The organism is Bradyrhizobium sp. 172 (assembly GCF_023101065.1).
GTDB classification, from domain to species: domain Bacteria; phylum Pseudomonadota; class Alphaproteobacteria; order Rhizobiales; family Xanthobacteraceae; genus Bradyrhizobium; species Bradyrhizobium canariense_D.
Genome location: NZ_CP064701.1, coordinates 6135283 through 6149555, shown reverse-complemented (window position 1 = coordinate 6149555; position 14273 = coordinate 6135283). Strand labels below are relative to the sequence as shown.

The 14273-nt window shown below is 59.2% G+C and carries 13 protein-coding genes; 7 read left to right on the top strand and 6 right to left on the bottom strand.

The annotated features are described in order from the left end of the window. Positions 1-377 precede the first annotated feature (377 nt). Positions 378-593 (top strand): hypothetical protein, encoded by a 216-nt coding sequence (locus IVB07_RS29490; protein WP_018458866.1) that lies wholly within the window; start codon positions 378-380, stop codon positions 591-593. A 179-nt stretch (positions 594-772) separates the two neighbouring features. Here the strand turns inward: IVB07_RS29490 and IVB07_RS29485 are convergent, their stop codons facing one another. Next, on the bottom strand, positions 773-1156 hold the full coding sequence (locus tag IVB07_RS29485; protein WP_143273163.1) for a hypothetical protein: 384 nt from the start codon (positions 1154-1156) through the stop codon (positions 773-775). A 941-nt stretch (positions 1157-2097) separates the two neighbouring features. Here IVB07_RS29485 and IVB07_RS29480 point away from each other — a divergent pair. Further along, complete coding sequence (locus IVB07_RS29480) at positions 2098-2361, top strand: hypothetical protein (protein ID WP_018458864.1); 264 nt, start codon at positions 2098-2100, stop codon at positions 2359-2361. A gap of 102 nt (positions 2362-2463) precedes the next feature. Here the strand turns inward: IVB07_RS29480 and IVB07_RS29475 are convergent, their stop codons facing one another. Then, positions 2464-3201 carry a metallophosphoesterase family protein gene (locus IVB07_RS29475; protein WP_026233678.1) on the bottom strand — a complete coding sequence of 246 codons (738 nt, stop codon included), beginning with the start codon at positions 3199-3201 and terminating at the stop codon, positions 2464-2466. Positions 3202-3793: 592 nt separating this feature from the next. Between IVB07_RS29475 and IVB07_RS29470 the strand changes: the two genes are divergently transcribed. Beyond that, entirely contained in the window at positions 3794-5224 is a 1431-nt protein-coding gene (locus IVB07_RS29470) for an undecaprenyl-phosphate glucose phosphotransferase (RefSeq protein WP_018458862.1), read from the top strand. A 37-nt stretch (positions 5225-5261) separates the two neighbouring features. Here IVB07_RS29470 and IVB07_RS29465 read toward each other — a convergent pair whose 3' ends face one another. The 4 genes from IVB07_RS29465 to IVB07_RS29450 form a co-directional block, all read right to left on the bottom strand. Next, entirely contained in the window at positions 5262-5555 is a 294-nt protein-coding gene (locus IVB07_RS29465) for a hypothetical protein (protein ID WP_018458861.1), read from the bottom strand. 532 nt (positions 5556-6087) lie between these two features. Next, positions 6088-8319 carry an AAA family ATPase gene (locus tag IVB07_RS29460; protein WP_018458860.1) on the bottom strand — a complete coding sequence of 744 codons (2232 nt, stop codon included), beginning with the start codon at positions 8317-8319 and terminating at the stop codon, positions 6088-6090. A gap of 28 nt (positions 8320-8347) precedes the next feature. Next, a complete protein-coding gene (locus IVB07_RS29455) occupies positions 8348-8908 on the bottom strand; it encodes a hypothetical protein (protein WP_240550517.1) in 561 nt (186 codons plus the stop codon). Between the two features lie 87 nt (positions 8909-8995). Beyond that, a complete protein-coding gene (locus IVB07_RS29450; protein WP_157643072.1) occupies positions 8996-9205 on the bottom strand; it encodes a hypothetical protein in 210 nt (69 codons plus the stop codon). A 281-nt stretch (positions 9206-9486) separates the two neighbouring features. Here IVB07_RS29450 and IVB07_RS29445 point away from each other — a divergent pair, with 281 nt between their 5' ends. From IVB07_RS29445 to IVB07_RS29430, 4 genes are read left to right on the top strand one after another with little or no spacing between them, the layout of a single operon-like run. Beyond that, a complete protein-coding gene (locus tag IVB07_RS29445; RefSeq protein WP_240543140.1) occupies positions 9487-10698 on the top strand; it encodes an acyltransferase in 1212 nt (403 codons plus the stop codon). Between the two features lie 7 nt (positions 10699-10705). After that, positions 10706-12049, top strand: a complete 1344-nt coding sequence (locus IVB07_RS29440; protein WP_018458856.1) for a hypothetical protein — start codon at positions 10706-10708, stop codon at positions 12047-12049. Between the two features lie 8 nt (positions 12050-12057). After that, on the top strand, positions 12058-13164 hold the full coding sequence (locus IVB07_RS29435; protein WP_018458855.1) for an acyltransferase: 1107 nt from the start codon (positions 12058-12060) through the stop codon (positions 13162-13164). Further along, entirely contained in the window at positions 13161-14255 is a 1095-nt protein-coding gene (locus IVB07_RS29430) for an acyltransferase (RefSeq protein ID WP_018458854.1), read from the top strand. The genes IVB07_RS29435 and IVB07_RS29430 overlap by 4 nt, the downstream gene beginning before the upstream one ends. The last annotated feature ends 18 nt before the right edge of the window (positions 14256-14273 follow it).

The following is a 14273-nucleotide window of genomic DNA, read 5'->3' as shown; positions in this document are numbered from 1 at the left end:
CTGGGACAGGCACCTCGTCGAGCAGCGCGACCTCGGGCCCCTCGGCTCCTTCCGGCATAGGGACTCAAGGCACCACCACCGGCGCTAACGTGAACACGAGCAGCCCCAACCCCAGCCAGAACAATCCGAACGTCCAACCCCCAACCGCGAACGGAAAGACGCCGGCCGCCGCGCAAGCCGAGCGTAACTCCGGGGTTGGTCATTCAGCTAATGGTTTGCCGATCGGAAGCCCCGGATCAGGCACCAGCAACGAAGATCAGAAATAGGGCGATCTATTCATCAGCTCTCACCGAAAGGCCCACCGTTGTGGGCCTTTTCCTTCGAGCTATGGCTCCGAATAGATCGGACAGCCTGCGGCCAGTGTGTTAAGGCCGGGGATGAAAAAATTGATTTTGGCGATGCTGCTCATCGCGACGCCGGCCTTGGCGCAGCCCGAACCGCTAGCCCCGAAGGCCCCATTAACCGATCGCGAACGGGTTCAGGCCGATCGTGCGCAGGCCGCCACGCAGGAGAAGGACGCCCCGACCGCGCGGCCGTGGGACAGGGGCGCGGATGGCAAGCGGCCCTGGGACCGGGGTGCGCAGGCGAAGTAGCAGCGTTCCCGACGGGACCTCGAAAGCTTGCCGGCAATCGGCAGCAGCCTTCCGTGAGGATCCTTCCGCGACGGAACTGAGTTTAGGCGGCACGGGCTGGGGCTGCCTCAATTTCTCCATCGAGCCGTCCAGTGCAGCGACAGCGCTCCGGCTCCGCTTCCTCGCCAGTCGGCACGGCCCTATCTGACGGTCACTTCCACAGCGATGATCGAGGATCCGCGCTGCCTGCGGTTTTCGCCTGACACCGCAATTCGAAACCGGTCAGTCCCTGGACGTGAGGGGGCTTGGTAGCGAAATGACGGGCCGACGATCGTCACATGACCGGCACTGGGCGCCTCTGCCAGTTTAACTTCATCCAGAAGCTGAGTTCTGCCGCGCAGGCCTTGCAGGCATTCCGTGCCGGCTGGGATTGAAACAACCCAATACACGGTGTCGGAAAGCAGTACGAAGCGCTCGGGCCGCAAGGCGCATTCACCTGCGGCCGCAGCATGCGCTTGCAGCCAGTATCCCGCGAAAAAACATAGGCTTGCCGCCGCTGTTTTGGGCCTCATGCTGCCGCCCATGCGGTGATCATGGTTGGATCGGCCAGGCAAGCTCAAACAAAATCGCCGCCACCGGCTGCCCGGTGTTGCGGCGATTCATGGGTGAACGCGGCTGGTCGCTAAACGCTGTGCCGTTCACCGAGCGTACCAATACCCCCACCAGCGTTGCGACACAGGTCGGGCCTCCGCCTTGAGCGCGGCGACTTCCTCGACAGAGCGAAGGTTGGGGCCATAGATCGCAGGCGGGTAGACATCATCCCAAAACACGTAACCGGTTCGGAGGTGGGCCGACCGATGATGCGCAGGAGCAAGCGCGAGCTCCGCGGCTGAAGCTGCGGTCGTTATCAAAGCAAGGCCAAGAACAGAAAGAGCAATGGATGGAGCAAGGGTGCGGAAGTTCATTGGATCAATCCCTCTCGAAATGGGCGAGAAATAACGCGACGGCCTCTAAAAGGTTGCAAGCGCATCGTTCCATAGAATGGCTGCGAAATCCAGCTCTTCAGGTGCGCGAATCCACCTGGACGGGACAGAACAGATTTGAAGGTGACCATCCGTGTCGGTGCGTCCGGCCAAAAGATCGCGCTATCAGACAACTCAGATGCTGCTGCTCAGGACACGATCACGCGTGGGCAATCTTTTGGCAGCAGGAGAGCCACCAAGATCATCAGGAATCATGATGTCGACACACTGCTCACTCTTGATGAGCACTGCACTATTCAGGGACGACTCCTATGGCTTCTGCATTTGTCTTCGCCTTGATCTTCTGCGCCGGCGTCATGTCGGTCTATGCGCTGCGTCCCCGGCGGTCGCAACGAACGACGACGAACGAACCCTCCGGTACCTCGCGCAGAACAGGCCGATCGACTCCCAGCTCGGCATTCGGGCGCGTCCGACGTGCCCTTTAGGCCTCGTCCAGCGTGCGAGCGACACCTTTGTTCTCACGACCATAGGCGACACAGAACATGACCCAGCCGATGAGGGACGCACCGCGACGGTACATCGTGGACGGTACAGGACAGCGTGTCCTTTTCGGTTTGACGATCGCGGAAACCATCGAGTTCGAGACGTTGGACAAGCCCGACGCGCCCCTCGGCCCTGGCCTTCGCTTCGATCAGAACAAGCCGGGACAACGATGGCTGGAGCTCTACGCCAAGCATGAGCGGGCCTGGCGCAACTGGATGGCCGACACGCGGGCTGGAGGGGAAATGCCACTCGTGCTCAACTAGGTGATGCTCTTAGCTCGTGACCGCCGAGGCATTCCATTGGCTTCAGGAACAATCTTCCCGACGAATCGGGAGACATTCCCAGGCTAGTCATATCCTGGGCAGTCATACCGCGAGCATCCGGCTGCCTTGTATGCTCATGAGAGTTAGATTGCCCGTCGCGTAGGCGCCCGTATCGATGTTGACCCGGTTTGCCAGAACTTCGGCGGTGCGCACCGGCGTGTGACCATGAACGATATATTTGCCGAACTGCTCCTCACTCTGAAGGAACTCTTCGCGAATCCAAAGCAGGTCGCTTTCGCTTTGCTCGGCCAAGGGGACACCCGGGCGAACGCCGGCGTGGACGAAGAAAAAATCTCCACAGGTAAAGCTAAGCCGTAGTTCGTCCAGGAACTCCAGATGCTCACCCGGCATTGCGCGGATCAAATCGCGCATGATCGACGCTGGGTCGTCGCGCTTCAGGTCTGGCGGCGCGAGTCCATAGGACATGAGTGTCTGGGCGCCACCGATGCGAAGCCAATCTTCAAACAACGAAGGGTCTTCGAAAACCCTCACTAAAAATGCCTCGTGGTTTCCCTTGAGAAAAATCGAGTTTCCCCGCCGGCTTCGTTCGACCAAGAGGTCAAGCGTGGCGCGCGTGTCCGGGCCGCGATCGACATAGTCGCCCATGAACACCTCGATCGCATAGCGTGGCCGACTGTGGGCCAAGTCGGCGTCGATGACCCGCAGCATGGGCTGCAGCAAATGCGAGCAGCCATGAATATCCGAGATCGCGTAAATTCGGACGCCATCCGGCAGTTGCGGCCTATGAATCGGCGGGTGTGATTGGGCAAAAGATGTCATGGCGCGCACACTCGGTGAGGTGGTGGGGACAGTTTCGCCAAGTCGGTCCGCGGCCGGACCTTATTGAAGGGTGTCGCCTCTCAGACAGCCCGATTGCGCCGAAGGAAAGGAGGGTATTCGCTTGCTTAGCTTGTCGGCGCGCGCTGAGCAAATCAGGCAACTCTGCCGTGGGCTGCATCGCGCCCGGCAGCGGGAAGATGCCTGCCTCGCTGAAGACAGCTGGGCGGATACAGCTCTAGATCGTAATTCATCGGACTTCTACTAATCGAATCACATCGGTTGCGGAGTCACTCAATGTGGGCAACAGGCGCATCAAAGATGAGCTGCTATCGCTTCACGCAGGCGCCCCAGCGAATTCGACGCGGAACCTGATTCAAAATAGGGCAGCGAGTTTCGATCGTGTGTCAGCACTGTGACGCAGGTCTTCCGCGCCCATGACCTCTCAACAAAACGCGATGCATTCATGCATCGCAAAAGTTTCGCGTGCAGCGCCACAATATCGCTGTGATCACTTCACAGTTTGCGTTCGGGGAAGTGACGGATCTTCAGCATCACGGATCAGCGTCAAGCATTCTCGATAGCAGAGGTTCGAATGGCTGTTGCAACTTATGGTTCTGAAGGCGCTGGTGCACTGTCGTCAACGCGCGGCACGGCTCTTCAGCGGCCTTTTCAGATCGTCATCATCGCTGCCGACCTGCTGCTGATCCTGCTCAGTTATGGTGCAGGGGCGGCGCTCTACAATGTTGCGCTTGCCTCCACTGGCGACGGCGCGTCGATGGGGGCAGGATTGATTGTCGGCGTTGTGTTCGTCGCGGTCGCATATTCCCAGGACGTCTACGCCACGCACCGCTTGCTGAATCTGGTCTGGCAGCTGCGCAAGGCCGTCTTCATCTGGTTGGCGTCGCTGACGATCCTCGCTATGGCGGCATTTCTGCTCAAATCCACGGACAATCTGTCTCGCGGCACAGTGATCATTTTTGCTGCAATCGGAGGCGCCGGATTGATCAGTCTGCGCTTTGTCTGGCAGTTCGTACTCGCGACAAACTATGCCAGAAGCCGCTTGGTCGATCGCAAGGTGATCCTGTTGAGCCTGAAGCCGCTCGATTTCACCTCAAGCCGCTTCAAGGATTTGCGCAGAAACGGTTTCGACGTCATGCGTCATTTCGTGCTTGGGATCGACAGCGGCGACGGCCATTGGGAGCGACAGATTCGCGATGTTATTCGGCAATCGCGCCAGGCGGACGTCGATGAATATCTTCTAGCGATCGATTGGAACGAATTGCCGATGCTCCGAAAGATCGGGCCCTTCCTGCGCGCGGTGCCCCAACCGGTACGCCTTCTGCCGGATGATTCAATCGCCGACCTCGTGTCGCGCCCATTCCTGCCAGTCAGCGGGACCGTAGCGGTCGAGATTCAGCGGCCGCCGCTCAGTGTTTTCGAGCGTTTCCAAAAGCGCTGTCTTGATGTAGGGGTGGCCTTGTTGGCGCTCGTCATACTTGCACCGCTGCTGCTGACAGTCGCCGTTCTGATCAAGCTCGGATCGCCGGGAGCTGCCATCTTCCGCCAGTCGCGCCGAGGGTTCAACGGCAAGCCGTTCGAGATATGGAAATTTCGGACCATGACGGTCTGCGAGGACGGCCAGACGATTACCCAGGCCACCAAACGGGATGCTCGGGTCACTAAGATCGGGCGTTTCCTTCGCATGACAAGCATCGACGAGTTGCCGCAGCTTTGGAATGTCTTGCGCGGCGACATGTCCCTGGTCGGGCCGCGCCCGCATGCGCTCGCCCATGACAATTACTACGATGAACTCATCAGCAAATACGTCTACCGCCACCACATGAAGCCGGGCCTGACAGGCTGGGCTCAGGTCAACGGCTTCCGGGGAGAAACCCCGACGATCGACTTGATGGAAAAAAGGGTGGAATATGACGTCTGGTACGTCAGCAATTGGAGTATCTGGCTGGATCTGAAGATCATGGCGCGTACGGCCTCGACGGTCCTGTTCCAGGAGGCCTATTAGTAGGAGCCGCCTAGGTGGCGGCGGCACTTATCGGCCGTCAGCTTCCGTTGCCGGGGGTCTTCTTGAAGAGACGAAGGACGGCGTCCCGCAGCGCAAGCATTGGCGGCACAAGGACGAAGAACGCTCCCATGGCGACTGAGGCAACGACGTGACGAAGCGAAAAAGGCTCGTCATGCTCGAGCTCTCGGCGATTCGGATCGAGCGGGGCAGGCGCGAGAGTGGTCGCCAGCGGTCGGGATCCCCGGCGGGCCTTACGCGGGGGAACCACGATCAACACGAAAAGAATATTGAGCAACACCCAGATGCTCAGGACAATAAGAGCAATCACCATCCGAACCTGCCGAAAAAATGCGAAGAGTATGAGCGCACGTTAGCCCCCTGAACCTCGGAAGGAAAGGTGCTCAAAGATTCGGCAGTCCAGGTTGCGGTCACGATCAACAGCCCTTCGTGCCGGGGGCAGGTTTGTGCAGGCAACACGTCACTATCTACTATCTTTCGTCCGGATCGCCGTCGTCAATCCATGCCTTGGGCTATGGCAGAGATCGGCATTTGTGGATTCCGGATGAATACGGGGATCGGGCGCGTATCGGAGCCCGACGATGGGGTCACTTGGCGGGTTGGTTCCGACGTCGTCGCGGCCCCGGAACTCAAATAGAGCCCCGCTGACGCATCTTCGCCCCGCCTGGCGTCCCGCCCCACGGCTGCGAATTTCCGACGGCCCGTTTCGGTCGGCTCCTGCAGACGATGGGACCGAAAAGTGGGTCCCTGCAGTCTCTTCGGAAGGCTCCGCGGCGGCCGTCAGCAGGTCGGGGCCTGCGCTAGGGGCGCAGCCGCGGACTGTGCGGCTTGCTGCGCCCCTCGCTCTAGGAATGTTCGACGTAATAGCTGTTGCGGTGCTTACCCTTATACGCCTCGATGCGTCCAAGCATCTTCGGGTTGGCGCGATTGAGGACAGCACCCAGCAGCTTCTTCTGAAGGATCTCCGACCCCGAAATTGATTCTTGAAGCGCAGCTCGCGTGGTTGCTCCCCATTCGATCACATAGACCATTGCATCGATGAGGACGCTGAACGCTTTTGAGTCCGCCACCGGCATCACAGGCGCAAGATCGATAATGATATATTCGTAGTGTTCCCGGAGCATCGCGAGCAGGTCGGCCATTGGCCTCGATGCGATGACGTCGGCCGAATTGACCATGCGCGAAGCAACGATGGACGGCAGGAAATCGAGACCGGTCTCCTTGCTTCGTTGCACGTGATAGCTGAAGCCCGTGGGATCACTGAGGGCCTCGACCAGTCCGCTGTTGGCGTTCGGCGCGAGTTCCCGTGTGAGTGAGCGCGTATGCAGGTCGCCGTCGATGAGGATGGTGCGGTGACCTGTCATGGCAATCAACTGAGCGAAATTGGCCGCGACTGTCGTTTTTCCTTCCTTTGGCAGCGACGATACAATGCCGATGACCTTGATCTCTCGGGTCATGCGCGCAACGTCGATTGAGACCTTGATGTTGCGCAACGTTTCCGCAAACCGCGAGAACGGATGATCGACGACATAGCGGGATAGTCCCGCTTCGTCGGCTTTCGCGGATGCCGAAAGCAACGCGCGCGTCTTTGTCGGCGGGCGAATATCTGGGAGAACGCCAAGACACTTCACGCCGAGTTCGTCCTCGACCTCTCCGGGGGTCCGCAAGACGTCGTTGAGGAGCTCGCGCGCAAAGGCGGCGCCGAAGCCGAGGCAGAGGCCGCCGACCAAGCCTCCCACCAGGGCCAAAACCGTCCGCGGCGAGCTTTTGCGATCAGGCTTGGTCGCGGTGCTGATCAGGCGTGCCTCGCTGAGCGGGAAGCTCTGATTTTGGGTGGCGCTTTGCAGCTTCTCCAGGAAGTTGTTGTAGAGATTGCGATAGGTGTCGGCCGCGCTTTCGAGATCGCGCAGCTTGACTTCTGCCTGGCCGGTGTGACCCGCTTGGGCGACCAGCTCTTTCACGTTCTTATCGAGAGAAGCCTCTCGGCTTTTTGCGATCTCGTAGTCGCTGCGATAAGCGTCCCCAATCCGATGAAGCTCATCGGCGATATTCTTGCGCAGTTCCTCCATCTTGTTGGCCAAATTGACCGCTGCAAGATGGGTCTTGCCGTAACGCCTTGACCAATCGGCATATTGGGCCTGTAAATCGAGGTACTGGGCGCGCAGGCGCGTAATGACCGAGTTGTTAAGGGCGTCCGTCACGGTGGGTTGGGCGAGGTCTTGGTCGGAAATCGCTTCGATCCGATCGAGGCGCGCCTTGGCTTCGGCCGTGGCCGCCCGCGCCTGAACCAGCTGTGTATTCAAGTCCGACAATTGCTGCTCGGACATGAGGCCGCGGCTGGTTCCGACGATATTGTGCTCTGCCTTGAAGGTTTGCACCGCGCGGTCGCTGGCCGTCGCCTGCTCGCTGAGCTCGACGCTCCGCTGCTGGAGCCATTCGGTCGCCCGTTTAGTGGACTGGTATTTTGCTTCCAGTGCACCCACGATGTAGGCATCGGCGATCGCATTTACGATCTTGACTGCCTTGTCCGGGCTGTGTGCGCGATAATTGAGCGACAAGACGTATGTGGTCAGGACGCGCTCGACCCTGAGACTCTTTTGAATCGATTCCACCACGGCATGTTCGATCCGCTCCTGCGTGGGCGGTTCGCCGGATTCGAACACTGACATGATCTTGCCGGTAACGACGGCGAGAAGTCCTGGATTGGATCCGTTGAATTCCGGATCCTCGGTGAGCCGCAGGCGGCGAACGATTGAAAGGATAAGATCGTCAGAATTGATGACTTCGACCTGGCTGTCGACATAGCCGGTGTCGATCAGAGCGCTGTTGGTCCCGCTGTCCTTGTCCAGAACCTGGGTTTGCCGGGTGTCCATCATGATACGGGCGTTTGCCGTATACATCGGCTTTGCCAGAACCAGATAGACGATCACCAGAGCCAGCGAAGCGCCAACTGCCGCAGCGATCAGCGGCCATTGCCGACGAAGGACATCAGTGACACGGTCAAAGCTGAGGACCGCGCCGCCAAACTCGATGCCAAACCGGTGTCCCGATTGGAAGTGTTCTCTAGGCTGATACATCTGAAATTCGCTGCCTTAATGGTCAGGATCAATTCGGGAGGGGAACAGGTTTGAATGGATTGGCCAGTTTGGTCTTCCATTCGCCTTCCAACAGCGCTCCGCCCCGAGGCTGCGTCGGCTTGTTGTCTCTCGGCTGCAATTGGGCGCTGGAGCCATCTTCTCCCGCCGCGGAATAGCCCGCCTGCACGGCGAGGTCACCGACTCGCTGCGTGAAATCCCTAATCTTGCGCGCAGCGTCCGGTTTCGTTGACGTGCACAGCGCTTCTGCGAGCCGCAGCGCCGCGCCGATGGTCGAGCGGTCGGGGGAAGCCAATTCGGAAATGAGCGTCTGCACCGACGGCAACACCGATGGATTGGTCGCGATATATGAAGAAAGGCGAGCCCTCAGCTTCTCTTTGTCGTTGCGTAGCCGTTCCAGAAGCGAAGACGGCGCCTTCACGAAGGCGTCGAGTTCGGTTTGTGAGGCGCGGTCCGAGAATCCAACGCATTGAGCGCGGGTCGGACCGACGCCCGATGCGATCAGAGCAAATCCCGTCAAGATGATGGGTAGCCATCTCGGCTTCGTACGACGCGTCACTTCGCAGCTCATCCGTGTCCCTTCGTCGTTGCTGCAAACCAGTACACGCGAAGAGTGGCAGCCAACTGTGTCAATTTTTGTGCGATGCAAAAGCGGGTTTCATTCGGTCGCGCTTCCCATCGATTGATACATCAGTGCCTTACCTTTCGTCGGTTGTGCAAGTACGATTTGCAATGCCTGCGAGATCGGCACAATGGCGCCTGCGATTTTTGCAGTTTGAAGATTTATGAGGCGGTCGCAAAAATCTTGTCGCGAAATTGACACACGAAAATTGTTCGAGCGAGCAGCGCTGGATAGCGCCTGGATCAAGAAACATCTTCTGTACAGGCTAAATCGCAACACCGCCGGGTTTCGCGCATACTTTGTTCGCAAATGCTCGCGACCATTCGCCGGCGAGTCAGTTCGTTCGTCCCGATGCTCCTCGATCAGCAAAAATGGCGCAAAGTTGTCGCGCGCATGTTCGAATGACAGAGAGCGTTGAATTTATCGCCGGTCGTCATGCGTCATACGCGAATCCTCAATCGTGACGATTGAAAGCACGCAAAGACCTGATACAGACTGCTGCGGTGCAACAGCTACGGAATGTCGATGTGACGGAGTTGGTTCATCGTGAGAAAGCGCATGTCCTGCCGCTCGACAGCATCCGGGGTATCGCCGCGACATCTGTGGTGATCCACCATCTCCTGCTGATGCCGACCTTTCTCGCGGCATTCCCACACAATGCGTGGATCAATTGCTCGTTCTTCAGAAGCGCGTGGCTATTGGTCGACTTGTTCTTCGTTCTCAGTGGCATCGTGATGTCGTTGAGCTACGTCGAGGGCGACTTCGGACGCTTCTCGCTGCGCGAATTCATGGTGCGGCGTTTGGCGCGGGTCTATCCGCTTCACATCGTCATGCTGATCGCAAACCTGCTGTTCCGCCTCCTGCGTATCGGCTTGGTCGCCACAGGCGTCGTGGTTGCCGCGCCAGCCGCCTTCGAGGTGAACAACGCCTATTCCTTCCTGCTCAACGTCTTTCTCCTGCATTCGATGGGACTGATCGACTATCTCAGCTGGAACGCTCCGAGCTGGAGCATAAGTGTCGAATTCTACACCTACCTGGTGTTCGGCCTGATCGTCCTGCTGGCCCAGCGCATGCGTTCGCTGTCGTGGTTCTACGCCGTCTCCGGGCTCGTCGCGGTCGCAAGTCTTGTCGTGATCGTCTTCGTGCTCGACAAGAGGAGTCTGGGACTCCAGACCGATTTCGGCATTCTTCGCTGTTTTGTGAGCTTCTTCCTCGGTGTCTTGACCGTCAGGATCGTTCGTCGGCTGCCAGGCAAGCCGAGCCCTGCCGTGCAGGGAGGGCTGCAGTTGATCGCCATGATTGCCAGTATCGTCCTGGTCAGCCTCGCAGAGACCAATCCGGCGACCACCTTCCTGGCGCCGCTTGTTTTCGCAGCCTTCCTTGGCACGCTGCTGGCGTTTCCGGATGCGTTGCTGGTGCCGAAGATTCTGGTGGCGCGGCCGCTGGTGTGGCTGGGGCGCAGATCCTACTCCATCTATATGGTGCATGCGCTCGTGGTGCTCTTCGCGGAGTACTTCGTGCGGGCACTTGGGCCACGGCCGATCGCGGCGCTCGATTCGATCTGGACGGGGCTGCCGGCGACGCTGAACCTCGTGATCTCCCTGGCCGCTGTGCTGGTAGTTTCGAACTTCAGCTATCTCTACATCGAGAGTCTTGGCGGTAAGCTGCTTCGGAATGCCCTTGGAAGCCGGCCCGATTTTTCGCCATCTCCGGCGCCATCGGCGCGGCTGACGAATTGAGGCGAGCATGACGGCCCTTGCGCTGCAGCGCCCGCAGATCACGCTGGTCAGCCTCAACATCGAGGCGATCGCGCTCGGGGTTTATCTGGTCCGAGACGCCTTCGGCGGCGTGATCCGCTACTACACCAGCATCTTTCATCTGGACACGCTCTGGTACCTGCCCGACGGCGTCGCGCTGCTGTGTCTGGCCCAGTTCTTCGTGCATTGCATTTTGCGCAATCGCAGCACCCTGGCGCTCCTGGTGTTCGCGCAGATCATGCTGTCGCTGGTGCTCGGCTACTTCATGATGGGCACTGCGACCGCCGCGATCTCGGCTTTCAAGATGATGCTGCCGGTGTTTGTCGGATTCTGTTTCTGCGATTCGAGCCTGGGTTCCTACCGAAAGCTGCTGTCGATCATCGCCGTGACCTTCTATCTCTCCGTCATCGGCGTGTTGTTGACCAAGTTCTACCTCATGCCCTGGGTCGGCTACAAATATGAATCCTTTGGCGCCGTGCGTGAGGCGGGCCGGCTATGGTGGGCCTATGGCGGTGACGATCAGCGCCTGATGGGCTTTGCCGCCGACAATACCATGGCCGCATTCTTCATCCTCGTGTCGTTTGCGATCACGTCGATCCGCAAGAGCACGCTCTGGTGCCTTCTGTACGGCTCCCTGGCGGTTTACGTCATTCGTCTGACCACCAGCAAGACGACCATGATCGTTCTCGTGCTGTACCTGGTGCTGCTGGTGATCGTGCGAATGCTGCCGGAGAAGTCGCGTTTCCCCGCGATCCGCGCGATCGCGTTGTGGTCGTTCGCTGCGATCCTCGTTCCGTTCTTCATGATCGTGGTCGCATCGGGCACCGCAGCAGTGCCGCACTCGACCTTGTTCAGCATTCTCGACCGCATCAATAACAGCTGGCAGCTGCCGTTCGTCTACATGAGCCAGCTGATGCCGATCGGTCTGGTAACCGGCTGCGGCGCGGGTTGCTTCAACTATCCGCAGAAGCTTTTCTCGCCGCTCGCGGCGTACTGGGTACCGGTCGACAACTTCTACATCGGAACATACCTGATGTTCGGGCTTCCGTTCGTCGCATTCATGGTGATGGTGTTCCGCGCCAACTTCGGAGCGACCGACGTCTACAAGCTGACGCTGCTCTTCGTGGTCAACCTGTTTACCATCACCGTCCTGAACTACGGTCCAGCATCAGGGCTCCTGATCATCGCATTGAGCTTCAGCGAAGTATTCTCCCGGCGGGCGACCTCCGCACGGGCAGCCGATACCGTTCCGATAGAATTGCCGCGGCCGATCCGCTCATTGGAGGGTCTCGGCGTAGATATGCCAGGGACGGCAGCGCGTGGGAGCAGATGAGACAAACGATGCATAGACGGCTTGCATTCATCGATACGCTGCGCGGCATTGCCGTGTTGGCGGTGCTGTTCCAGCACGTGTTCGAGGTGATCGTCCAGAAGCACCCCACCGGCGCGTATTACTGGGTCTTCCACGATGCGATCGGCTACTACATGAACTTCGGCCGGTTCGGAGTCGTGCTGTTCTTCTTCGTCAGCGGATTCGTCATCCCGTTCAGTTTTCCGGACAGTGCTACTCCTGTGCGCGATTTCACGATCAGCCGCTTCTTTCGGCTCTACCCGGCGTACTGGACGTCGATGGTGATCGGGCTCGTCACGATGCAGGTGCTGGAGGCCAATGCCTACCCGTTGTCGCAGGTCATCGCGAACGTGACGATGCTGCAGACTTTCGTGAACATCCCGAACCTCTGGATCTTCTACTGGACGTTGGCGATCGAGCTCCTGTTCTATGTCGGATGCACCATTCTTTTCGCGATGGGATTGCTGAACCGGCGCTTTACTGCAGTTGCGATTGTCATTGCTGCGGCGCTGGTCGGGACCGCCGCAGCACTTCTGATCGAAAGCAGGACGGTGTCGTCGCTGATGGAGGTTGGGCTGAACCTTTCGGCGATGTTCCTGGGCAAGGTCATCCGCGACACCGTCATCGGCGGAAAGCTGCGATGGCCGCACGTCGCCGTTTGTACGGTGTTCTATGCGATCTTCGCCATCACGCTGGCGGAGAGGCGGTTCGGCGGCGTCTATCAGGAGAACTTCTTCTACAGCTATTCGATCGGGTCGGCTTATGTCTGCGCAGCGCTCGTCTTCATCGCGTTTGCGGCGTTCGGTGAGAGGATGGCCTGGCGCTCGATGGCGTTCGTGGGAACCATCAGCTATTCCGTCTATTTGATGTCGCCGTTCGTGATCGTCTGGATCCATCGCCTCGTCTGGCTCGGTGATGGACCGCTGGGATGGGCCGCTTTCGCCGCGCTGGTCGCAGCATTGTCAATTCTGGTCAGCTGGTCGACATATGCGTTCGTCGAGAAGCCCAGCATATCGTTCGGCCAGAGGTTCCGGTCGAAGCGCAGGAGGGCGGTCGTTCTCGAGCCGGCGCTCAGCGCGCAAGGGGCAGCTGAGTGATCGAAAAAACGCGCCAGCCGAATGCCGGATACGACGGATCTTTCGTTCCCTCCGTCCAGGGACTTCGTGGCATTGCGGCGCTGAGCGTGCTGATGGATCATTTCTACGACATGCCAAAGGGAGGCGTGTACGACATTCCGGATCCGGGCTTCCTGCCGCCGCTCTGGCTCTGGCTGCAATCGGTGATCAATGTCGGCGGCCACGGTGTCGAGCTGTTTTTCATGATCAGCGGCTTCCTGATCCCGGCCAGTCTGGTGCGGCACGGCTCGCTGCCAAGGTTCTTCTTCGACCGTGTCCTGCGCATCATGCCGGTGTTCGTCGTGCTGCATCTCGCGCTGTTCGTGATTGGCCCGATCGTGGGCTACAAATTCTTCCGCGGGATCGATCTGACCGGTTATCTCGCGATCTTCACGGCCAATCTGTTCTTCGTGCAGGACGCTCTCGGCTTGCCCATCGCTCAGCAGAATGCCTGGACCTTGACTTACGAATGGGCGTTCTACATCTGGTTCGGGCTGACATTCTCGGTGTGGCGCATCGGAGGGAGAATGCTGGCGGCGCCCCTGATCTTGCTGGGCGTGGCCTGTCTCCTGCATTGCCCGATCACGGCGTTCTTCTGCATTGGCATGCTTCTCAGCGCCACGGGTTGGCGCATCTCCATTCCGGGACCTCTTGGCTTGATGGCGGGCCTGACGTGCGGGGTCGCCATGTACGCGAGCCTGGTGCTGTTTCACCCGTTCGTAGGTCTTATTCCGGGCCTTTTGCTGTTCGCCATGGTGCTGGCCCCGGACTCCGGTCTCGCCAGGGCGCTCAGCACGCCGGCCCTGCAGTATGTCGGCAAGATAAGTTACAGCCTTTATCTCGTGCACCCGTTCGTCCTGTTTCCGTTACAGGTGATCGGGCTCAAGCTCGTCGCTGTCGGTGTCGACCGCTGGCTGCTGTGGGCAGCATTCATCCTGCTGGGATCGTTGATGTCGCTGGTTGCAAGCGCGATCACCTACGAGCTGATCGAGGTGAGGCTGAGACGATTGTTGGATGGCGCGGTCCGCGGCATGTTCTTTCGGTCATTGAGCAAGATGGAACAGTCCGCCTAGAAGATCGCAATATAAGTC